A 21,729-nucleotide genomic window follows, 5' to 3' on the forward strand; every position below is an offset into this window, starting at 1 on the left:
CTTTACTATACATAGTTATCAACAAACATTAATGCTTTAGTTTAAATGTATCGGCTTTTTCAAAAAGTCGACCAATTTGAAGTAATAAATCTTCGCGTCCTTTTTTTGCCATAAATTGGATTCCGAGTGGAAGACCGTTATTGCCGACGTATGTCGGTAAACTAATTGCAGGCTGACCACTGATATTTGCTAATTGAGTAAAAGGTGAAATGGTTAGTGCTGGTAGCCACTGATCCCAGATAATTTGTAAGCGTTCATTAGGTGCAAATTCCTTTATGTTTATCAGCTTTTCCATATTTTGATCAGAAACAAGCTGTTGATCAACTTTAGGTGCTTGAAAAGCCGTCGTTGGCGTTAAATAAAGATCATATTGATCACTAAAAGTATCCATCGTGGCTGCAGCCTGATCCCAAAACGCCAGTGCCTGACTGTAGGAGACAGCTGAGACTGATTTTCCGGTTACATTTAATGCCCATGTAAGTGGCTCAACATTATCATGGATAGTTTGGCTGTCGAGATCCATATTTGCGAACATCGTGGCCGTTTCACCGGCATTCATCGTGTAGTAAGTTTGCATTAATTGAATGCCATCAATTGGCGCGTCAACTTCAGTAATATCGTAACCGGCCTTTTCTAAGAAACCAACGGCATTATTAACGGCCCTTTTTGCTTCGTTAGAAATGGGAGTGTTGACCGGAGATTTAGTTGAAAAGGCAATTTTAAGGTTCTTAGGGAGCTCATTTAATGTGCTTTCAAAGTCATGATCCGGTAATGGGATCTGAAAAGGTGCAGACATTTGGACAACTGATAAAGCATCCAATAATTTGGCTGTATCTTGAATATCTCTGGTGATTGCAAAATTAATTGATGCACCTTGCCATCCCCGCCACTCGTTGGGACCAGTAGGAACACGACCACGAGTAGGCTTTAATCCAATTGTGCCAGAGAATGAGGATGGGATTCGAATGGAACCACCTCCGTCGTTACCAGCTGCGATGGGAAGCCAGCCATCTCCGACTGCAGCAGCAGAGCCTCCAGATGAGCCGCCGGGCTGATAATCGGTATTCCACGGATTATGGGCGTTACCATAGAGCTTGGAATCGGTAATGTTTTTAAATCCAAATTCCGGTGCATTTGTTTCGCCAACCGGAATTAATCCTGCTGACAGCAATCCCTTTACGAAATTATTAGTTTCTGGAGCAATGTAATCTCGTAATAATTGAGAACTTCCTGAATCAATTTCGCCTTTAAAGGATTGACCGAGCCCCTTTAAAAGAATTGGGATACCGGCAAAAGGTTGCCCTTCATCTTTAAAATGAGCGGCCATCTGTCGGGCGCGTTCGGGCCACAGGTGCGTAACAGCGTTTAGCCGCGGATTTTGTTTTTCAATTGTGTCTAATAATTGCTGGAGCAAGTCTGCTCGGGAAATTTGATGATTATGAATCAAATTTGTCAACTGGGTAGCAGAGTTGGTTGCTAGTAGATTGTTTGCCATTGGTGAAACCTCCTTATAAATGACATCCGTATGGATTAAGTATGAGAGACCTTACTGATAATTGCTCGTAGTATGACAACTAATCGGATTGTTCATTTCAAAAGTGACAATTTGAAATCGTCAAAGTGTGCCGGTAAAGGGGCGGTGATTTCAATGACTTGTTCACTGAAAGGGAGCGGAATGTTAAGCTTCCATGAATGCAGCAACAAGAATGGGTGCTTATCATCAGGATTGTATAGCGGATCACCAACTAGCGGATGACCAATTGCGGTTAAATGAACACGGATCTGGTGAGTTCGCCCGGTTTCCAGTTGAACTGCCAACAGTGAATAGCCGTCCTCCTTCTGAAGAACAGTATAATGTGTGATGGATTTTGCAGGATGGTTTCCATCTATCATGCGTTTTCGTTTATCATTAGGATCGAGTCCGATTGGAAAGTCTATAATACCTTGGGAATCAATGTCAGTTCCCACTACCCACGCTAAATAAGTACGTTTAATGTTCTTAGTCGCAATCTTTGCGACTAGAGTCGGTACGACCGCCGGATTTTTAGCAAATAAAATAGCACCACTTGTTTCCTGATCCAATCGATGAACCATGTAGGGAAGTGCCTCCTTTGTCTTAAGATAAGCCGCTAAATGGTTAATGGTTGCACCAATTTCGCCGGGTTGATTTGGATGGGTTTTATTGCCTCGACGTTTATTGATAACGATTAAATTGGCATCTTCATAGAGGATTTTTAATGTGGCTGCTGAATCGGGCAGTACCTGTGGGAAAGGATGCTGAAAATCAGAGGGAATAAAGGTTAATGAGATGTGATCATGAAAATGCACAGGAAAATTAACTGGTAAGTATCGATTATTGACCAAAACTCGTTCATCAGAACGCAAACTAAAAACCAAGTGTTTCGGCAACAACCAGTAATGATGAAGAAGATAGCGTAACGGTTTGCCATCCATTGTTTGGGGAACCGTCGTCTTAAAAAGCCATTGAGTGTTCATTGAATCAGTCCTTGTTTTACAATAAAAGAGAATCGGATTTGCGGTATATTAAGCTGTACCTGATCCGGTTCCCATTTTTAAAATATATTTTTATCATTTTGGCTGCTTTGGATCGTTTTTTGAGCGCACGATTAAAACATCACATAGAGCAGTTCGTGTTACGTAACTTGTAACAGATCCGATAATCAATCTTTCAACCGCGCTGAGACCGGTTGAACCGATTACAATGACATCAGTATGGTGATCATGCGGAAATTCACGTGAGATAATCGGTTTGGGATTACCAAACCGAATGTGAATATCAACATCTTTAACACCCGCAGCCAATGCTTTTTGTTTCATTTCTTTGAGCTTATCTTCAGTATTTTCAGTTAGTTTGAAAACCACGTCACCGCTTACAGCACTACCATATGTTTGATTAAATTGATTAACCTCCAGAATATTTAAAATATCCAGGTGGGCATCATTTGCCAATGCAACGGCAATTGCGCGATTGAGCACTGAACTCGTAACGGCCGAACCGTCTACTGGTACTAGGACATTCTTGTAATTTTGGTCTTCCATGTGATCACCCCATCATCGATTTGTTCTTACCTTAACTATAACATTCTCAAGCCGGCTTGTAATCAATAATCATTTGGTTGATAGCATGGATTGTCACTTGTGATTGTAATCGCTTACCTTAGGTGCTAACATTATCTTGTGAAAGAAAAAATGAAAAGAGGCTATTCTCGTTATGTATTACTACGTCATGAAGTCCAACGATATTCGTCGCAACTTAGCTACAGAGCAATATTTGATGAATGAAATTAATTTTGATGAACCATTGTTACTGTTTTATATTGAAGGTCCATGTATTATTGTAGGAAGAAACCAGAATACGCTTGAAGAAATCAACAAGAAGTATGTTGATGAACACGGTATTGTCGTTACCCGTCGACTTTCCGGTGGTGGTGCTGTTTATCAAGACTTGGGAAACCTTTGCTTTAGTTTTGTGGTTGACAGTGACAGCGAAGAATTTGGTGATTTTAAGTCCTTTGTCCAACCGGTTGTTGATGCATTGCATGATATGGGGGCTACTACTGCAGAGGTCAGCGGTCGAAATGATATTTTGGTCGATGGCAAGAAGTTCTCTGGAAATGCGATGTACACTAAGGGCGGTAAGACATTTTCACATGGTACTTTGATGCTGGACGTTGATTTATCAGTGATTCCTAATGCCTTGACCGTTCCTGAGGATAAAATTAAATCTAAGGGAATTAAATCAGTTCGATCACGGGTAACCAATTTAAAGCCTTATTTGGCACCTGAATATCAAAACCTAACGACTCCCGAGTTCCGTGACCGTTTGTTAAAGGAACTCTTCCATGTTGAAGATTTGAATCAAATCAAAGATAAGGAATATCATTTAACTGATGAAGATAAAAAGGGCATTGATAAGATTTTTGATGATGTCTATAATAACTGGAACTGGGTTTATGGTAATTCTCCCGAGTTTACCGTTAAGAAGCGTCAACATTTCACAAATGGTACCATCGACGCTCGTTTCCAAGTTGATGACGGAAAAATTTCAAACGTTACATTTTTTGGCGATTTCTTTGGACCAAAGGATACAACCGAACTTGCAGACAAACTGAAAGGTGTTCGTTTCGAACGGGCAGATGTTTCAAATGCGCTTAAAGATGTTGACTTGAATCAATACTTCACAGGTATTCCAGAAGAAGATTTCCTGGATATGCTTTTCTAAAGCTTGCAAATACGTTAAACTAACATTGATAGTATAGAAGATAAATTCTACAATACGAGTTTATCTTTTTTTATTGGAATTATTGGAGGATATAGTTGAAAAACGAAGAGAAAAAAGTCATTTATTGGGCAGTCATTTCACTAGTTTTCTTTTTACTGGTCAACTGGTTAATGACTCTTGATTTTATGCGACTTGATCGACGGGTTTTACTTTCTGAGGCAGTTAGGGTAACAATCATTGCAGGTGTGTTTTATCTTGCAACGATTTTATTAGCTTATTTGAAAATGAAAATCAGTTACTATTTAATGGCGGTCGTTGTTGCTATTTATACAGTCGGCTTTGTTGGAATGCTGGCAACAATGTTTACGGGGAGCAGCGCTAATATAATTGTTAAATTAGTGATGGCGGCATTGAGTGCATTTGGCATTATCGTGAACTTTTATTGGTTTATATTAGCCTTTAAGCTACGTGCCATTTTCCAACGGGAATCATTGGAAAAACGACTTAATAAGAATAAACAATTAAAGAAATAGGTGAAAGAATTTGAATAGAGATGTAACAAGTTTCATTGCTGATGTGACGAACGAAAAGGTCGAACATAAAACAGTCAATATAAAGTTGGCTGATTTGGTGGCAAAACCTGATGAGACAATGGCACCAATTTATGAATTTGTTGAGGAACAATTGAATCTTGGTAAGCTTGGCTATGGTGAGGTTCAGGTTGATGACGCAGACGTGAACATTAGATTGGAAACAAACCTCATTAATTTACCACTGCAAGATATTAAACGAATTGATAAAATGATTTCTGATGAAGACACATTACCTGTCAATGTTTATTTGGTCATGAGCTCTCCATATGTAAATGCTTCCAGTTTGCGTATCGATGAAGTTGCTTCTGCGGATGAGTTCATCGAAGACATGGATCATTATTTACCAATGATGAATACGTGGTTGGCTGATCATTTGGCGGCCGTTCAGGAAAATATGAAGACACAAGCCGAAAAAGAAGCAGGTGATAAGAAGGAAAAAGCAAAGAAGCCTGCTGTAAAGGCTAGAAAAACTGCTCAGAAGAAGTAGGTTTGTGTTTGCCGAGTAAATGTGGCATAATGACATTATGCGATGAGTCGAGAAAGATCACGCAGTTTTATACTGTTCGCGCAAGCGGCTAGGTGATGTTTTTAGATACGGGGCACATTTTAAGCACGGATTTGTGGTGTCTGACTTTAGAGGATTGTGGAGTCCAAGAAGTCTATTCATACTTTGTATGAGTACCGTAAAAAAAGGTCAACTGAGAAATCAGTTGACCTTTTTTGTATCTTAATTAATGTTTAATACTAGTTTTCCAACAACATGTCCAGATTCACTTTCTAGATGCATCTTACGGACGTTTTCAACTGTGAAAGGTAAATTTTCAGCAACCCGGACAACTAGTTTTCTTGATCCGAACATGTCAGCGAGTTTTGCCATTATTCTTTTATCCGGATGGGCATTAATTTTATCAAAATGAACACCATATTGATTGCTTAAAGTTTTTGCCTGATCAGTTGTTTCAACAATTGAAATCAGGCGGCCACCAGGCTTCACAACTTTAAAAGCTGCTTTTTGATTGTCACCACCAAGGGTATCAAAGACAAGGTCAATATTGGACAAACGAGTTGAAAAATCGTTTTTGTTATAATCAATGACTTCATCGGCACCAAGGCTTTTAACATAGTCGGCATTCTGACTGCTTGTTGTTGTCACAACGCGTGCACCGACGTTTTTTGCTAACTGGATTGCCATTAAGCCGACACCACCGGAACCGGCGAGAATCAGAACTGTTTGATCAGCTTTTAGTTGTCCAGCATCAAAAATGGCCTCCCAAGCTGTTGTCCCAGCTAATCCCAGGCCAGCTGCTTCCTCAAATGACAGATTTTCAGGCTTATGAGCGGTCTGATCCGCGTTTATTGCGTAGTATTGCGCATAGGTACCACGGTTGCTGGGTGTTCCATAACCGATCACTTCATCATTAACTTTAAACCCAGAGACTTCTTTGCCGACCTTAACGACGGTTCCTGCCATTTCTTGTCCTAAAACAATTGGAAAATCAAAAGGGTAGCGGCTTTGACGTAAGCCCATTCTGGTCTTCCAATCAATGGGGTTGACACCAATACTTTGAACTTTTACTAATAAGTCATTACTTTTAATTGAAGGTATATCAATTTGTTGTTCAGTTAGTTGATTTTCATCACCATAATCATTAATTACAATTGCATCCATTTTTTCTGTGTTTGTCATTTTCTCACCTCTCACTTATGGTATCACGAGAAGAAAAGCTTAGAAACAGATAGTTATCTGAAAATGGAATAAGTAACTATTAAAATTGTGTACAATTCAATTAACAGAGGTCGATACGCGTGTATGATTTATAGTAGTGGAGGTGTTGAAATGAAATTAACAATTACTGATCGTGCATTGGATAAACTTAACAAAAAAGTGCCCCATGAAAGCCGTTTACTCTTAAGCTTCGATGATGGGGTTGGACCATTTTCAAAAGTGGGGGTTTGCTCACTGGATACGAGCTTTGATATTATTGCTGTCGATAATGAAGCTAAGACACCGGATTATGAGGCTGTCTTGCATACTAATCAAGGTGATTGGAAATTTAAGGGTTATTCCAACATTTATTTAGATAATGATATGAAATTAGATGTTAAAAACAATCAACTCGTGTTGTCCGGCGAAAGCGGTATTTTAGATGGAAACGTTGCAATTAAGGATTTAACTAAACAGAACGTTGCATTTAAAAGTTAATTAAATAACAAATGAAATGACACGCTTTTGATTATAAAAGGAGTTGGAGCAAAACTTAACTTTGTTCCAACTCCCTTTCGGTCATCATGACGGTTACTAAGAAATAGGCACTTGAAAGTCGTTTTTGGATACTTAAACTGATTACCTGAACGTTGTTCCTGGATCAACAATAAATGACTAGGTCACATGGCTTTTGAAACACAACTGTTATGCATTCAGTTTGTTTGCCGGCAATATTGACATTAAGTTTGGTTTAAGCTTCCTCTGCTAAACTAACGTCACTTTACAAGAAATTAGGCAGAGAATGCTTAAAATGGGGGACTTTGCTAAGAATGGTTCAGGATGCAACAAAAAAACAATGGATTAAGTTTTTCATTAACGAGCTGGTTAGTTTTACGGCATTGTTTGCCATTTTAGGCGGCATCATCTATTTATCTTTTAAAGATTCAATTGATAAAAATATTAACTCAGGATTGTACGGCCAAAAAACAGAGATTATGCGAAGCCAGCGGAAATCGTCAACCGGTGGGGATAGTATCCATCCTTATCGAGCGCGATCTACGCCTCCACCCACAAATAATGCAACCTTTCGGACAAATGCGCTGATCTTTAGCAGCAGTGGGCGGATTGAGAACGCAGGAATGATTGGACAGGGTGCTTTCAGTGCTTTTCAGGGAATAAAGCTTGTTAAGAAAAATATCAATAAAGTTAAAGGTTTGGTCATTACGACGCAGTTTGAGACCAAACAGTCGAATCATTATTTTATGACATTACTGATAAAAGTACCGCATACGAATACGAACACCACTTATTCGGGGAAATATGTATTGATTCTGCAGAATATCGATGCAGATCTACTGGCGGTCGAAAGTTTTAAAAGGTCATTATTTATCACACTACTGATTTTCTGGGCGTTGGCAATTGCGATTGCATATGTTTTATCCAGGCTAAGTATGAGGCCAATCCTGATTTCGTGGAAGAAGCAACGGGAATTCAGTGCAGACGCGGCCCATGAGTTGAGAACGCCTATTACTGTTATCCAAAATCAAATGGAGTATTTATTGACGAAACCTAAAAAGAGAATTTTGGATGAAGCTTCGAGTATTTCGACTGCTTTGGATGAAGTCGGACAAATGCAGACGTTAATTAAAAGATTGTTGATGCTGTCACGTGGGGATGCCAATATTATTCAGATCCAGCGTCAATCGGTTGATTTAAGGGAATGGTCAAAACGAATTTTTAATATTTATCAACCACTTGCTGAAAGCCAGCACAAAACGTTGAGAAGAGATGTTCTAGTGTCTGGTGAAGTGGCTTTTGATCCTGATCTGATGCGTCAAGCCCTTGTTATTATTTTGGACAACGCACTTAAATATACGCCTGAAGGAGGCGTGATTGAGGTGTTGATTAAGAAACAGCATGGAAAGTTAATTATCTCTGTAAGTGACACAGGTACAGGCATTAGCGATAAAGATAAGAATCAAATTTTTGAAAGATTTTATCGCGTCGACGAATCGAGAAACAGTAAAACGGGTGGTAATGGTTTAGGATTGGCAATCGCTAAATTTATTGTGCAGCAGCATCACGGAAAAATTGACGTTCGGGATAATCATCCCCGTGGCACCGTTTTTCAAATGATGATTCCAATTTTTAAGTGATTAGGCATGTGTTCTGAAGTAGCACTAGTCGACAATAAAACGAGTGATCGAGATAAAAATTGATTTTATTTCAATCACTCGTTTTGTTGTTTTTAGAAATTATGAAAAGCGTTTTCAATTCTCTTATATGGCATCAGCCAAATCATCATGACCAAGAAGGTTCCTATCATACCAAATTCGTGCCATACAAAAGAAAGCAGGAAGACTATGATGAAGGCACCTAATGTGATGAGGCTTTTAGGTTCGTGCTTTAACGATCCCACTAAGACGTCGTTATGCTTATCGGCATGTAGTAATGCAACCCTTAAAAAGTTCCATGCCAGGTTAATGCAGATAAAAAGTAGTGTATAAAGTTGTGATCCAAAAAGACTGTTTGGATCATCGTTTACGATTGACGTGTCAAACGGAATAAATGATAAGAAAAATACCAAAAGTGTATTTGCCCAGATAACGTTTCCGTTAATTCTTTTTACCACTTGAAACATGTGATGATGGTTCCCCCATACAATGGCGAGTAGGAAGAACGAAATTGCGTAGGTGAGTAATTCCTGACGCATTTCCCATAATCCCTCCCACGAGTATCGATGAGGTGTTTGTAATTCCAAGACCAACACCGTCATAATAATTGGAATGATAGCATCTGTAAAAGCTTCCAGGCGGCCTTTCCCCATGAATGATTCCCCCTTAAATATGTCATTTAATCAGCCCAATGATGCTGGCATAAGTATCCATACTCAGCATACAATAGATGAGTCCTAAATTGATTTTTGATGCTCAAAAAGTTAAAATGGAATAATAATTCTAATGGATTGTTAATATTATTTGGAGGCTAATTTTATGTCATTAGGTTCAAGAATTTTCCAGCGTGAAAATTTGGATCGTTATCTTGAAACCGATAAAAAGTTTATTAAAACAATGTCGGCACTTGATCTGATTTCATTAGGAATTGGTGCCGTTATCGGTACCGGTATTTTTATTCTTCCGGGAACTGTGGCCGCTACCAAAGCGGGTCCCGGCATTATTCTGTCATTCATTTTTGCGGCAGTTGTTTGTTCAACGTCAGCGATGTGTTATGCCGAATTTGCATCGGCACTTCCAGTCGCCGGAAGTGCCTACTCGTACGGTAACCTGGTTTTTGGCGAGATTATCGGTTGGGTTCTTGGCTGGGCTTTGATTTTGGAATATGTACTGGCCGTTGCGGCAGTTTCCAGTGCCTGGGGAGCTTACTTCCAATCATTTTTAAAGGGATTTCACATTAATTTTCCAACAGCCATTTCCGGACCATTTAACCCATCTGCGGGAACATATGGAAATGTTATTGCCATTATTATTGTACTATTGATTTCTTGGATGTTGAGCCACGGTATGAGATCTTCGGTACGGGTAAACAATATCATTGTATTTGTTAAGATCGGCATTATCTTACTATTTATTGTTGTCGGACTATTCTACGTTAAGCCATCGAATTGGCATCCGTTTTTGCCTTATGGCTGGAGTAGCAGTAAGGGTGGTGTCTTTGGCGGGGCTGCCGCAGTATTCTTTGCTTATTTGGGTTTTGATGCGGTATCCAGTTCGGCTGCTGAGGTTAAAAATCCCAAGAAGAATATGCCAATCGGTATTATTGGAACTTTAATCGTTGCAACAATTTTATATGTTGGTGTGTCAATTGTGCTGACAGGAATGGTTTCGTATACCAAGTTAAATGTAGCCGATCCGGTTGCCTTTGCACTTCAATTTGTTAATTTGAATTGGGTGGCCGGGATTATTTCAGTCGGAGCATTGGCTGGGATGTTTACAATGATGGTGACGATGATTTATAGTTCATCCCGATTGATTTATTCGATTGGCCGTGATGGTTTATTGCCCCAATTTTTGGGCAAGCTTAATAAACATGGAAATCCGGGTAATAGTTTATTAATTGTGACAATTATTATTGCAATTATGGGTGGTTTCATTCCACTTGATCAATTGACCAATTTGGTTAACATCGGAACGTTGATTGCTTTCTTGTTTGTGTCATTTGGTATCATTCCGCTAAGGCACAACAAAGAAATTCAAAATAATCATGGTTACCAAGTTCCCGGTTATCCTGTATTTCCAATTGTATCGGCACTGCTTTGCCTATATATGCTGACAAAACTTCCGACAGAAACCTGGGTTGCATCGGGAATCTGGTTTGTGATCGGATTAATCTTATACTTCAGCTATGGAATTAGACATAGTAAGATTAATAAGGATCGAGAAGTTTAAGTCTGTGTCATAAAAATAAAGGAGTCTCTGAGTAGTAAATCACAGTCTACTCAGGGACTTTTTTAATATGCTGCCGAGAAGTATTCAAATAAGAGAATGGCAATCGTTATCAAACAAATTGATCCAGATACAAGTAAGTAACGGGTAAAGTGCTGAAAATCTAGTTGCCGGAAATGCCAGTGGCTCTCTGAAATAACACCGATAAAAGCACCGAATAATGCAATGAGTAGGCAAAGTAAGAGGTTAATGATCAATTAATTTTCTCCTTTATCTATAAAAGGTGAGCTGGTGATGAAGGATACGCCAAATTAGGCTGATACTCAGCCAGACAACCAAAATGGCTACTGTTGCGATGATAAACAAAGATGTATATGATTGTAATTCGATCACCAAGCCACCGAAAAGTGGCCCCAATGCTCGACCCGCGGAGGACCATGCGTTAATAAGTCCCTGGTACTTTCCCTTTGCTTCAACGGGAGTCAGAGCGTTAACCAAAGCAGGGATAGTCGGGAAAGTAGATGCCTCACCGATTGTTAAGATGATCATTGATATGACAAAGAAAGGGTAGCTTTTAGCAAAGATGAGCATGACAAATGAAAGGACAATCATTGAAACGCCAAAAAGAACCTGAACAATCAGATTTTCGTGATCTCGGGCAAGCCAGTTGATAAAAAGCTGGATGACAACAATCAAACCGGCATTGATTGTCCAAAGAAAAGAGTAGTTTCTAAGCGGAATACCCAAGGTGGTCATGTAAACAGATAAGTTTGAGACCCACTGCTGATACATCGTCCAAATAATTAGTAATGAGATGAAAAAGGTTGTTAAAACAATGGCGTTTGGTCGTGGAAGGGATTGTTTGGGCCAGTTTGTTTTTACACCATCTCCAATTTTTTTGCGTTGGACAGCAGCTGCTGATTTATATTTAGTTGTAACAACAAGTAAAAAGAATAGAAATAAACTTGTTGCAACGGCAAAGAGCAACGTGACACTAATGCTGTAAAGGTATCCAACCAGCGAAGTACCAATAACGACACCTAAATTTTGGGCAAAGTATAGCATGTTAAAGACGTAACGGCTATCAACCGTTTTAATACTAGTTCCAATTGAATTGACGATTGTGAGATTCCATCCAGAAGCCAGACCGTTAAAGAAGAGTAGAAAGCCAAATACGGGCCAGCCATGAAAGAAAATCGGTGCAATAAGCGTCACTGTAGTCGCAATAACACCACCCACTATCAGGTGATAGGGATTTTTCCTGTCGTATAGGTAACCGCCTATATAGCTTCCCAAGACGCTTGCCAGTGAATTGAATAGTAGGACAATGCCAACCGTTGTTAACGAAACACCCAAGCGATTGTGCAAATAGACACTGGTGAGCGGCCAAATAAAGCTCATTCCGACACTACTTAAAAGTGCACCGGTTACTAGCCATTTAAGGCTGATTGTTTTCACATTTTCGCCTCCATTAAAAATGGTTCTACTAATTAGTTTATCAAAAATCCAAGTGGTTAGTTAATTTAAGCCATTAAGGTAAGCGCTACCATTTATAGTGCTGTTTGATGGACTTCCATTTGTAAATAACATAAGATTAAGATGTAAATGTGTCAGGAGCTGCAGAAATAACTGTTGTTTTGTGCAGCTTATCAATGTATGGAATTGGTTTAAGATAATTGGAGGGATTTTAATATGGCTGTAGATGGATCACTTTATCATACTGAAATTGTTAACGAACATGGATTGGTAGGTCAAAGTTATGTTCATGGTAATGAAGGTTTGGCACTGGGTGTCAGCAGTTCATTATTAAACAGTCCGGGAACAAACCCTGAACAATTCATTGGTTTCGCGTTAAGTACCTGTTTTAACGCTACAATTGGTATTGTAGAACGTCAGCATAAGCTTGAACCTGATAGTATTATTCATACCGGTGTTGATATTGTGAAGGATACGGTTGGTTATAAGTTTATTGTCCGTTGTCAGATTTTCTTTAACAAATTGGATAATCAACAAGGACAACAGATGGTTGATGAAGCATTAAATCAGTGTCCGGTTGCTAAATTATTAAAGGCAAACGAAAATGTCACCTTTGAAGTTGTTGATAAATTCAGTTTTTAAACTTTAATCGATATTAATGCCAAGATAACATTAAAAGCGGAAACTCAGATCTTTCTGAATTTCCGCTTTTAATGTTATAAGACTAATAGATTAATCATCGTATGATAAGTCGGTTGGGTGTGAAAAGCCCACGACATGCCACCAAGGTGCGTAAACCTGTTCCGTCACAACACCACGATTTTGTGAGTCAATCATGCGACCGTTGCCGATATACATACCAACATGGGAAATACTTGACTTGCTTGAGCCGAAGTATACCAAATCACCTTTTTGAATATTTTTCTTTGAAACCTTTTTTGTACCGTTATATTGTGCTTGTGCAGTTCTTGGTAATGATTTGCCGATAGATTTTTTGTAAACATATTTAGTAAACCCTGAGCAATCAAAGTGGGTTGGACCAACGGCACCATAGACATAACTGGTACCCAAATGCTTTTTGGCTTCCTTGTAGACTGTTGAATAATGTGGTTCATCTGTGCTATCGGCATTTGCTTCTTGTGCAAATGAAAAAGCGGTAACTGCGAAACTGAACAATGCAACGATTAACAAAATTGGTTTTAAAGCTGATTTGATATTTCTATGACTGTGAGACACGACAATAATTCCCTTCTATTTGCAATATTTATGATTTAATCTGAGACAAATGCTTTGTTGGCAGTTACGAAGTTCCCGTTTGTTAATTGAAACCTGTAAGCACCGCTGTTCGAACGGGTAATAGCTTTAACTGGCAGACTTTTTCCGGAAGCCAGCTTAGTTATTCGACTTTTAAAATTGGCATCTTTATACTCGTAAATGTGACGAGTAGTTGTAATTGTTTGGTTTGCTGGAACCGACGTATAATACGTTGGTTTTGCTGTATCAGCGGATGTTGCTTTAAACCAAGAGTCAACAACTGAAGAATTGATGGCTTTGCTTAAATCGACGTTTCCACTAATGCCGCTGACACGTCCCTTGGATGTATACTGCCAAAGATCGGCGGAAGCGGTTGGCTTCTTAGAATAATTGGCAATCCATGAACCATCAAATTTTGAATAATTAATTTTGTGAACGGCAACATAGTTATCATATGAGTAATAAATTAACGGTTTGTTGGTTAATTTTCTCATTTGGCTTAACCAGGCGTTGACGTAGGATTGTTCAGAGCCCTTGCCTTTTCTGTGCTCGTTGTCTAATACATAGAATCTGGCACTGGTATTGGAACGGTTATAAAAGTCTTTCGCTTCTTTTTTTGCATCGGCAACGCTGCTGAATTCTGCGTATCCGTACTGACCAAATGGAACGCCGTACTTTTTAGCACCTGAAGCGTTGATGTTACGTTTCGAGTCGATCCGAAAATCGGCATCACCGGTATCACCATGTTGCACCCGGATAATGGCATATTTCAGATCCTTTGATGCCTTGCTCCAATTAATATTTCCCTGATATTGAGAAACATCGGCAATTTTTGTTTTGCTTGCACTTACGGAAGTGCAAATAGTGAAAGCTGCCAAGGCACCCATAAACAGGCCGGCTATTTTTTTAAAATTAAGAGTCATCGAATAGTCCTCCTTTAAAACTACAAGGAATAGTATAAGAGAAGAATGCTACATAACAGTCTCAGGATTGTTTCATAAATATTAAACATCAATTTCACACTTTCTTCACACCTATTGGTTATTGATATAACGCGAACCAATGGCAATATTCGGAAACTAAAATGAGAAAAAGAAGGTTTCTTTTTCTCGTTAATCACCGGAAAAACCGTAAAAAAGCAATCGAAAACCAAAAAAGTGGACCGAATATTACAAGTTAAGGTGGTTAAGCGTAATATTTGAACCAAATTAATAATTGTTGGTAAAAAAACACTTATTTTTGCGTATATAAAATTTGAGTAGGTTATACTAAGTAGGATTTTGGTTTAAAAAGGGAAGATAAGTGTATTAAATAAAAAAGTGATATTTGGAGAGATTATAAACTATGTTAAAGGAAACTCGAAAACATCCTCGCGTGAGGTATGACATCATTTCAATCTTACTGCCTATTGTTGTAGTGAGTCTTTTATTTACAATCATCAGTATTGCACCCTTTGGATCCAGAAATTTGTTGATTAGCGATCTTTCGACACAATACCTACAATTTTTTGCCGAATTAAGGCGGCAATTAATACATCTTTCATTTTCCAGCTATTCGTTTCTGATTTCGATTGGTGACAGCCTAATACCTGTTTATGCGTATTACTTGTTAAGCCCGTTTAATTTGATTGTGATTTTCTTTGATCCGTCTCAATTACCTATTGCAATTGATTTGATTATTTGGGCAAAAATCATACTTTGCAGCATTTCAATGAGTACCTTTTTGGGCCATAAATATCAACGATATGATTTTATGGCGATTTGTGGTGGCTTGGCTTATGGGCTGTGTGGTTTTGTTTCGATGTATTTCTATGACCTGATGTGGTTGGATTCTCTAATACTTCTGCCGATTATGATTTATGGGCTTGAAAAGCTTTATAACCAAAACAAGGTTTGGCTTTATGTCTTCGGATTAACTGCAATTATTATGACTAACTACTATATGGGTTATATTATTTGTATATTCAGCATGATTTATTTTGTTTATTTGATGATTAGAAATCAACCAAACAAGATGACATTTACCTTATATTTAAAAAGTCAGGTGAATAGGATTGGACGTTTCCTGTGGTATTCGGGGCTTTCCGGCATGCTGGCTGCGGTAGTTCTGATTCCAACCGCAATTTCAATGATGTCCACGGGGAAAAAGGATATCCATTTCCGGAATTTTATTCTGAAGGGAACATTTGGGCCAAGCTTTACTGTTAATCTAGGATTTGGTGGAAATGATTTTGCAGGTCGGCTGTTTCATAATCCGAGTATGTTTACAGGATCAGTCTTTATTATTCTTGGCATAGTGTACTTTTTCTCTAAAGTGGTTTCCAGTCGGGATAAACAAGCTTCTGCATTTTTACTTGGCAGCATCTTTTTTGGGATGTGGCTGCTTCCGTTAAACACAATTTGGCACCTTTTCCAGCGCCCGGCTGGGTTTCCGTTTCGAATGGTTTTTTTGTTTAGTTTTGCATTGATTATGGTTGCGTATGAAGGTTATTTGAAAGGGATTTTTAAGGAAACCAGAGTTGTGATATTCTCGGCAGTCGCACTCGGTGTAGCGATTTCAGTTGGCTATATCTGGGCAAACATCTTTGGCAAAAGACTAACCCAATTTGAATTTTCAACGCCACAGCTTTCTGTTAATAATTTCGTTTATGTATTAGCTATGGGGTTCTTGATTCTAACAGTCGTGGCCATTGTATCGTTAACCAAACACAAACCTTCAAGCAGGGGTGTTTTATCGGGAATTTTGATTTTCGAATTAATGATGAACTTCTTTGTTGCAACGATGGATGCACCATTTGTTAATCAACAGCAGTTTGAAAAACGGTACCAACAATCCGAGCAGGCTATTCGTCATGTCTGTCATTTGAAGGGTACACAGAACAAATTTTATCGGCTGTTGATCATGGATCAGCCGTATCGAAATATTTATCAAGTCCCCTATAGTGGATACAATGACTCGTTACTCTTTAAAAATCATGGCATTAGTTCATACAGTTCGACATTAAATTCCCATACACATCATGTGTTGGCCAGTCTTGGCTTTTCAAGCCGCAATATTCGACGAATTGATATGCTGGGTGGTTCGGTCATTACCAATCATTTATTTGGCATTAAATATTATTATGTTATTGGAAAGCACTCACAGAAATTACTTGTGAGAAAAAACGCAGCTCAACTTGGATTTATGACGAATAATCAAATTAAACATGTAACATATAAGCGTGATCAGATCTTTAACAATCTTAATGCTTTGGTTCAGGCTGAAGCTGGGAACAAAGGTCGATACCTCTACCGGCCGACCATTACTAAATATAAACAGACAGTCGTACGCAGTAACTATCATTATGAAATGCAACTCCATGCCAATACAAGTGGTCCGCACTACATTTATATTCCTAAAGTAAGGTTATACCATGTTGCTATTTGGGTAAATGGTGCCAAGCTTTCCAATACCTATAGTGGGCTTGGGACAGAAATAATGCCGATTGGTTATTTATTAAAGGGTCAAACATCTACTATTCGGATTCAATCTACCAAACCTTTGTATACGGTACCGAAAGTTGTAATGGGAATTGATTTAAAAAAATTTGAATCAGTTGTCGCACAATCTAAGAATCATCAGTTTGAGTTAAAGGATGCAAGGGACGTTGACAAACATGGTGGGCATTTTCGGGGGACAGTTCAGGTTTCTAAAAAGGATCGAACATTGCTAATGAGTTTCCCATATGATAAAGGATGGAAGCTTTCTGTCGATGGGAGGCCTCATAAAGTGATTAAAGTTGCGGATGGACTAGTAGGGGCTGAACTGTCACCAGGTAAACACCATTTGGCATTTAACTACCACATCAGAGGATTGGGAGTTGGAATGTTAACTAGTATCTTAGGAATGGCATTATTGGTTATTTCGGAATGGTGGCGAGGAAGGCGGCCTGCTTCTGTAAAACATTTACATTAATTCATAAAAAAATACACAGATGTTGAAATAGTACATTTCTATAGATACTGTTTTATAGGATCTGACACCCTTCTTTAAAAGAAATTTACACACTTTATAGGTAATTTGAAAATAATTTACACATAACACTTGCGAAAATTCTTTTCAAATTATATAATTACTCTCGTAAAAGATAATAGGAAACTAGTATATTAGATGAAAGAGGTACGATTACTTATGCAAATTGGTATGATTGGTCTCGGAAAAATGGGTCTTAATCTTGTTAAGAACATGATCCGTAACGGTAACGAAGTTGTTGCGTTTGATTTAAATGAAGATAACGTTAAACTTGCTCAAAAGGCTGGTGCAACACCAGCTTCAAGCAATGAAGATCTTGTCAGCAAATTGGATGCACCTCGCACTGTTTGGATTATGGTTCCGGCTGGTAAGCCAACAGATTCAACTGTTCAAGCACTTGTGGGCTTGCTTTCAAAGGGTGATTACTTGATCGATGGTGGTAACTCATTCTATGAAGACTCAATTCGTCATGGTAAAATTGCAGAAGAAAAAGGTGTTAACTTCTTTGATTGTGGTACCTCAGGCGGTAAGGAAGGTGCCTTAAATGGTGGTAACTTCATGATTGGTGGTACTAGTGCTGAAGCATTTAAGCATCTGGAACCATTATTTGAAGGTATTTCACAAAAAGATGGTTATCTATACACTGGTAAGCCAGGTTCAGGTCATTATTTGAAGATGGTTCATAACGGTATCGAATACGGTATGATGGAAGCCATCGGTGAGGGTTATGACGTGTTGGATCACAGTCCATATGACTATGATAACGAAGCTGTTGCCAAAGTTTGGGTAAATGGATCAGTTATTCGTGGCTGGCTCATGGAATTGGCTCAAGAGGCCTTTGCTAAAGACGCTAACTTGGACGAGATAAGTGGAAAAATGTTCTCATCTGGCGAAGGCAAATGGACTGTTCAAGAAGCCCTTAAGCAAGGCATTCCGGTTCCAGTTATTACTGACTCATTGTTTGCACGTAATCGTTCAATGGAACAAGATACTTTTACTGGTAAAGTTGTTTCGGCATTGCGTCACGGATTTGGTGGTCATGCAATGGACATGAAAAAGTAGACTTTAAATAATATGTACATTTAAATTATGTAAAAAGCACAAGCAAATTTTTTAAAACAAAAGAGCCCTAATTGAGCTATACCCCCAAAGTTAAAGTAAAAAAATTTAACTTTGGGGGTATTTTTTTATGACTAAGATTTCAAAGGTCCTCAAATTGCGTGCCTTGATCGAATATTTTGATGATCAAGGCAGTCTTAAGACCATTGCCTCGGTAAACGTGCAATTAACCACGTTGGCGATATGGGATTTGCCTACGACTGAATTTTTGGAGAACCGTTTTAACAAGCTTGGTTAATATAATTTACGGGTGTTATGTTAATGTTAATAGGTTCTCTGGAACAATTCTAAAGTTTAATGTAATTGTTTAACTTGGTCGTTTGAAGTATATAAATGTTTCTTTCTCTAGAATTTTCGTGGTAGTTGGTTTTAGTAAATGAACAAGAAATGATCGCTTTTTGTTGAATAATATAAAGAACTGTTGTTGGTAATAGATAAAGTTTATTACTAACAACAGATATTTAAAAGATGATTAATTTACAATTATCAGAGATAAATAATCTTTTAATTTTTAAAATAATCTGGATAGTCGTCTAGAGCCCTTTGTTTTTCTAAAAGTGTTAAATGGATATGTTGATTCACTAGAAAGATCAGATCGTCAATATTTTGATTTAATACGGCACTAAGAATCTGTCTATGTTGAGCAAGCAATCTGTTCCAGTTAAAATTTTTTTCCTTTAAAAGCAATTTCTGGAATCTATTAAGCTGTGTATTATTGATTTCTAGCCATTGCCAAACTGAATTTTTAAGGATAATTTTGTAAAATTCATGATGAAAATCTTGATCAAGGTTAAAAAAGGTGTCAGCATCTTTGCTTGCAGACGCCTTGGCTTGAGAATTTAAGTTGTCTTCTAATATGTTCCTTACCTGGCTGGTCATTTTAACGGTAGCATCTACCATAATTCTAGGTTCAATACAACTTCGAACGAACCGAGCATTTTTGACATCTGACATATCAATTCTAGTAATGTACGTGCCACTCTGAGGGATTACCTTAATGAGCCCTTCACGTTCAATTCGGATAATTGCTTCTCTAACGGGGGTTCTTCCAAGTTTAAGTTCTGAAGAAATTGTTTTTTCAGAAATCTTTTCTCCAGGGCTGTAATCAAAATGAATAATTTTATGTTTGATTTCATTATAAGCATCGCTTCGCATGTTATCCATTGTAAACTTATACTCCTTTTATGAGTTTCATAATATCATAAACTTGCTCAAAAGTTAACATGGCTTGCAGTAAAAATGGATAATATTCCAACATATCAAATGGCACAACTCAGAAAATTACTTTGTTTAGGTTGTATATCAAGTAAAATGATTTAACGTTTATTATTTAAGCGAACTAACTAGTATAGAAAAGCGGATGAAGTTATTATTTGCTCTTATAGTGTATTCAATAATGCTTTTCTGTAAACTTAAATAGATATTCATATCACAACTTTCGAAAAAATAGTATACTATAGCCATGGATACGGTTTCACAACGAATACAAATCATAAATGTCGGGGGTTAGTGTTATGTCCAAAGTATTAATTGTTAATGCAGGAAGTTCTTCTTTAAAATTTAAACTATTTGAGATGCCAAAGGAGACCGTTCTTGCGGATGGCCAAGTTGAACGAATCAATATGCCGGGCTCAATTATTAAGATTAAGTACGGGGATGGCAAAACGTTCAAACGTGTTGAGGATAACGTTGATTATGAACGTTCTGCGGCGGTTATGTTGAATAATTTAAAGGATCTTGGCGTCATTGACCATCTTCACGACATCGATGCGGTGGGAAATCGGGTTGTTGCTGGCAGTACTGTATTTGATAAGGTTGCTAAAATTGATGATAAAGCGTTGAATTGGATTGATGAATTAAGTGAAATTGCGCCCATTCATAATCCAGTTGAATCTGAATATATTAAGATTATTCGCCGAATTCTTCCTGAAACGGATCAATACGCGGTATTTGACAGTGCGTTTTTCAAGGACGTACCGGAAGTTAATGCTATTTATGGTATTCCGTATGAACTAACCAAAAAATTTACAATCCGCCGATATGGTGAGCATGGTATTAATCACGGCTATATTACCCAGAAAGCCCAGGAACTGTTAGGCTATAAGACAGCTAAACTTGTGACACTTCATTTGGGTTCCGGCGCTTCGGTTGCTGCTGAAAGGGATGGCAAGTGTGTTGATACGTCAATGGGTTTCACGCCAATGAACGGACTAACCATGGGCACACGTTCCGGTGATGTTGATCCGGCATTGGTACCGTTCTTTATGAAACGAATGGGTGCTTCGGCCGAGGAAATGATTGAAATGTTTAATGATCGCTCCGGATTGCTGGGAATTTCAGGGGTCTCCTCTGATATGCGGGATTTGGAAAATTCTGATGATGACCGTGCCAAATTAGCACTGGATATCTTTGTTAATCGAACGGTCAAATATGCAGCCAGCTACATCACGGAACTCGGCGGCGTTGACGCAATCGTCTTTTCCGGTGGCATTGGCGAACATGACAAATGGGTTCGTGAGCAGGTTTGCAGGAAGCTGGAAATCTTTGGTATTAAGCTGGATGGCATGTTGAATGAAAAACAAGTTCCCGGAGATTTAAGCACTAAAGATTCTGCGGCAAGAATTTTGTTGATCCCGGCTGATGAAGAGTTGGCAATGGTTCGGGATGTGGCAAACAAAATTAATGCTAATTAAATAAAAAAAGATGTTAATCAGGTTATTGGAAGCTTTGAATAACTGATTAGCATCTTTTTTATTTAAGTTGACTTTGCTGTTTTTGACTAACGGGTACTTTTTATCTATAGTCAAAAAATTGGCGGAAAGTGCTCCTTTCCTGATGAAAGGAATAATCAAAAAGTTAAAAAGTAATTGGGTAACATGATTATTCTACTGTTTTTTTATAATTGGTTATTAAATACGACCGGCA

General features: G+C 38.3%; 20 protein-coding genes. 11 read left to right on the forward strand and 9 right to left on the reverse strand.

Features of this window, described 5'->3' with window-relative positions:
* Positions 1-28: 28 nt before the first annotated feature.
* The 3 genes from HMPREF0519_RS07385 to HMPREF0519_RS07395 form a co-directional block, all read right to left on the reverse strand.
* Complete coding sequence (locus tag HMPREF0519_RS07385) at positions 29-1,495, reverse strand: amidase (RefSeq protein ID WP_003635146.1); 1,467 nt, start codon at positions 1,493-1,495, stop codon at positions 29-31.
* A 92-nt stretch (positions 1,496-1,587) separates the two neighbouring features.
* Positions 1,588-2,496, reverse strand: a complete 909-nt coding sequence (locus HMPREF0519_RS07390; RefSeq protein WP_003635149.1) for an RluA family pseudouridine synthase — start codon at positions 2,494-2,496, stop codon at positions 1,588-1,590.
* 93 nt (positions 2,497-2,589) lie between these two features.
* Positions 2,590-3,060 (reverse strand): universal stress protein, encoded by a 471-nt coding sequence (locus tag HMPREF0519_RS07395; RefSeq protein WP_003553186.1) that lies wholly within the window; start codon positions 3,058-3,060, stop codon positions 2,590-2,592.
* 172 nt (positions 3,061-3,232) lie between these two features.
* Between HMPREF0519_RS07395 and lplA the strand changes: the two genes are divergently transcribed.
* The 3 genes from lplA (at position 3,233) to HMPREF0519_RS07410 (ending at position 5,323) form a co-directional block, all read left to right on the forward strand.
* Positions 3,233-4,243, forward strand: a complete 1,011-nt coding sequence (gene lplA / locus HMPREF0519_RS07400) for a lipoate--protein ligase (protein ID WP_040472754.1) — start codon at positions 3,233-3,235, stop codon at positions 4,241-4,243.
* A gap of 95 nt (positions 4,244-4,338) precedes the next feature.
* Complete coding sequence (locus HMPREF0519_RS07405; protein ID WP_003635153.1) at positions 4,339-4,776, forward strand: hypothetical protein; 438 nt, start codon at positions 4,339-4,341, stop codon at positions 4,774-4,776.
* A 10-nt stretch (positions 4,777-4,786) separates the two neighbouring features.
* A complete protein-coding gene (locus HMPREF0519_RS07410; protein ID WP_003635155.1) occupies positions 4,787-5,323 on the forward strand; it encodes a hypothetical protein in 537 nt (178 codons plus the stop codon).
* Between the two features lie 240 nt (positions 5,324-5,563).
* Here the strand turns inward: HMPREF0519_RS07410 and HMPREF0519_RS07415 are convergent, their stop codons facing one another.
* Positions 5,564-6,538 (reverse strand): NADP-dependent oxidoreductase, encoded by a 975-nt coding sequence (locus HMPREF0519_RS07415; RefSeq protein ID WP_003635156.1) that lies wholly within the window; start codon positions 6,536-6,538, stop codon positions 5,564-5,566.
* 135 nt (positions 6,539-6,673) lie between these two features.
* Between HMPREF0519_RS07415 and HMPREF0519_RS07420 the strand changes: the two genes are divergently transcribed.
* On the forward strand, positions 6,674-7,039 hold the full coding sequence (locus tag HMPREF0519_RS07420; protein ID WP_225429038.1) for an iron-sulfur cluster biosynthesis family protein: 366 nt from the start codon (positions 6,674-6,676) through the stop codon (positions 7,037-7,039).
* A gap of 332 nt (positions 7,040-7,371) precedes the next feature.
* Positions 7,372-8,697: a sensor histidine kinase gene (locus tag HMPREF0519_RS07425; RefSeq protein WP_003635159.1), complete on the forward strand. Its 1,326-nt coding sequence runs from the start codon at positions 7,372-7,374 to the stop codon at positions 8,695-8,697.
* 92 nt (positions 8,698-8,789) lie between these two features.
* Here the strand turns inward: HMPREF0519_RS07425 and HMPREF0519_RS07430 are convergent, their stop codons facing one another.
* Positions 8,790-9,368 carry a TMEM175 family protein gene (locus tag HMPREF0519_RS07430; RefSeq protein WP_003635161.1) on the reverse strand — a complete coding sequence of 193 codons (579 nt, stop codon included), beginning with the start codon at positions 9,366-9,368 and terminating at the stop codon, positions 8,790-8,792.
* A 166-nt stretch (positions 9,369-9,534) separates the two neighbouring features.
* Here HMPREF0519_RS07430 and HMPREF0519_RS07435 point away from each other — a divergent pair, with 166 nt between their 5' ends.
* On the forward strand, positions 9,535-10,947 hold the full coding sequence (locus tag HMPREF0519_RS07435) for an APC family permease (protein WP_003558536.1): 1,413 nt from the start codon (positions 9,535-9,537) through the stop codon (positions 10,945-10,947).
* Positions 10,948-11,214: 267 nt separating this feature from the next.
* On the opposite strand, the gene HMPREF0519_RS07440 is transcribed toward HMPREF0519_RS07435, so the two are convergent.
* Complete coding sequence (locus HMPREF0519_RS07440; protein WP_003635163.1) at positions 11,215-12,402, reverse strand: MDR family MFS transporter; 1,188 nt, start codon at positions 12,400-12,402, stop codon at positions 11,215-11,217.
* Between the two features lie 234 nt (positions 12,403-12,636).
* Between HMPREF0519_RS07440 and HMPREF0519_RS07445 the strand changes: the two genes are divergently transcribed.
* Positions 12,637-13,062 carry an OsmC family protein gene (locus tag HMPREF0519_RS07445; RefSeq protein WP_003553207.1) on the forward strand — a complete coding sequence of 142 codons (426 nt, stop codon included), beginning with the start codon at positions 12,637-12,639 and terminating at the stop codon, positions 13,060-13,062.
* 90 nt (positions 13,063-13,152) lie between these two features.
* On the opposite strand, the gene HMPREF0519_RS07450 is transcribed toward HMPREF0519_RS07445, so the two are convergent.
* Together HMPREF0519_RS07450 and HMPREF0519_RS07455 are read right to left on the reverse strand one after the other, a co-directional pair.
* On the reverse strand, positions 13,153-13,656 hold the full coding sequence (locus HMPREF0519_RS07450) for a C40 family peptidase (RefSeq protein WP_003558541.1): 504 nt from the start codon (positions 13,654-13,656) through the stop codon (positions 13,153-13,155).
* Between the two features lie 35 nt (positions 13,657-13,691).
* A complete protein-coding gene (locus HMPREF0519_RS07455; RefSeq protein WP_003635165.1) occupies positions 13,692-14,597 on the reverse strand; it encodes a GH25 family lysozyme in 906 nt (301 codons plus the stop codon).
* 421 nt (positions 14,598-15,018) lie between these two features.
* On the opposite strand from HMPREF0519_RS07455, the gene HMPREF0519_RS07460 reads away from it, so the two are divergent.
* From HMPREF0519_RS07460 to HMPREF0519_RS13870, 3 genes are all read left to right on the forward strand, one after another.
* Positions 15,019-17,628 (forward strand): YfhO family protein, encoded by a 2,610-nt coding sequence (locus HMPREF0519_RS07460; RefSeq protein ID WP_003635168.1) that lies wholly within the window; start codon positions 15,019-15,021, stop codon positions 17,626-17,628.
* 216 nt (positions 17,629-17,844) lie between these two features.
* Positions 17,845-18,747, forward strand: coding sequence for a phosphogluconate dehydrogenase (NAD(+)-dependent, decarboxylating) (gnd, locus tag HMPREF0519_RS07465; protein WP_040472755.1), 903 nt, complete (start codon positions 17,845-17,847; stop codon positions 18,745-18,747).
* Positions 18,748-18,874: 127 nt separating this feature from the next.
* A complete protein-coding gene (locus HMPREF0519_RS13870) occupies positions 18,875-19,042 on the forward strand; it encodes a hypothetical protein (protein ID WP_003558548.1) in 168 nt (55 codons plus the stop codon).
* Between the two features lie 266 nt (positions 19,043-19,308).
* Here the strand turns inward: HMPREF0519_RS13870 and HMPREF0519_RS07470 are convergent, their stop codons facing one another.
* Positions 19,309-19,968: a GntR family transcriptional regulator gene (locus HMPREF0519_RS07470; protein ID WP_003558549.1), complete on the reverse strand. Its 660-nt coding sequence runs from the start codon at positions 19,966-19,968 to the stop codon at positions 19,309-19,311.
* Between the two features lie 350 nt (positions 19,969-20,318).
* Here HMPREF0519_RS07470 and HMPREF0519_RS07475 point away from each other — a divergent pair, with 350 nt between their 5' ends.
* A complete protein-coding gene (locus HMPREF0519_RS07475; protein ID WP_225429037.1) occupies positions 20,319-21,497 on the forward strand; it encodes an acetate/propionate family kinase in 1,179 nt (392 codons plus the stop codon).
* The last annotated feature ends 232 nt before the right edge of the window (positions 21,498-21,729 follow it).

This window comes from Lentilactobacillus hilgardii DSM 20176 = ATCC 8290, assembly GCF_000159315.1.
Lineage (GTDB): Bacteria > Bacillota > Bacilli > Lactobacillales > Lactobacillaceae > Lentilactobacillus > Lentilactobacillus hilgardii.

What these genes read in the sequence shown, in the direction of transcription:
- HMPREF0519_RS13870 (WP_003558548.1), top strand. Translation starts at nt 18,875, where the DNA reads ATGACTAAGATTTCAAAGGTCCTCAAATTGCGTGCCTTGATCGAATAT.
- HMPREF0519_RS07425 (WP_003635159.1), top strand. Translation starts at nt 7,372, where the DNA reads ATGGTTCAGGATGCAACAAAAAAACAATGGATTAAGTTTTTCATTAAC.
- HMPREF0519_RS07385 (WP_003635146.1), bottom strand. Translation starts at nt 1,495, where the DNA reads ATGGCAAACAATCTACTAGCAACCAACTCTGCTACCCAGTTGACAAAT.
- HMPREF0519_RS07435 (WP_003558536.1), top strand. Translation starts at nt 9,535, where the DNA reads ATGTCATTAGGTTCAAGAATTTTCCAGCGTGAAAATTTGGATCGTTAT.
- lplA (WP_040472754.1), top strand. Translation starts at nt 3,233, where the DNA reads ATGTATTACTACGTCATGAAGTCCAACGATATTCGTCGCAACTTAGCT.
- HMPREF0519_RS07455 (WP_003635165.1), bottom strand. Translation starts at nt 14,597, where the DNA reads ATGACTCTTAATTTTAAAAAAATAGCCGGCCTGTTTATGGGTGCCTTG.
- HMPREF0519_RS07475 (WP_225429037.1), top strand. Translation starts at nt 20,319, where the DNA reads ATGTCCAAAGTATTAATTGTTAATGCAGGAAGTTCTTCTTTAAAATTT.
- gnd (WP_040472755.1), top strand. Translation starts at nt 17,845, where the DNA reads ATGCAAATTGGTATGATTGGTCTCGGAAAAATGGGTCTTAATCTTGTT.
- HMPREF0519_RS07430 (WP_003635161.1), bottom strand. Translation starts at nt 9,368, where the DNA reads ATGGGGAAAGGCCGCCTGGAAGCTTTTACAGATGCTATCATTCCAATT.
- HMPREF0519_RS07460 (WP_003635168.1), top strand. Translation starts at nt 15,019, where the DNA reads ATGTTAAAGGAAACTCGAAAACATCCTCGCGTGAGGTATGACATCATT.
- HMPREF0519_RS07390 (WP_003635149.1), bottom strand. Translation starts at nt 2,496, where the DNA reads ATGAACACTCAATGGCTTTTTAAGACGACGGTTCCCCAAACAATGGAT.
- HMPREF0519_RS07445 (WP_003553207.1), top strand. Translation starts at nt 12,637, where the DNA reads ATGGCTGTAGATGGATCACTTTATCATACTGAAATTGTTAACGAACAT.
- HMPREF0519_RS07420 (WP_225429038.1), top strand. Translation starts at nt 6,674, where the DNA reads ATGAAATTAACAATTACTGATCGTGCATTGGATAAACTTAACAAAAAA.
- HMPREF0519_RS07470 (WP_003558549.1), bottom strand. Translation starts at nt 19,968, where the DNA reads ATGGATAACATGCGAAGCGATGCTTATAATGAAATCAAACATAAAATT.
- HMPREF0519_RS07395 (WP_003553186.1), bottom strand. Translation starts at nt 3,060, where the DNA reads ATGGAAGACCAAAATTACAAGAATGTCCTAGTACCAGTAGACGGTTCG.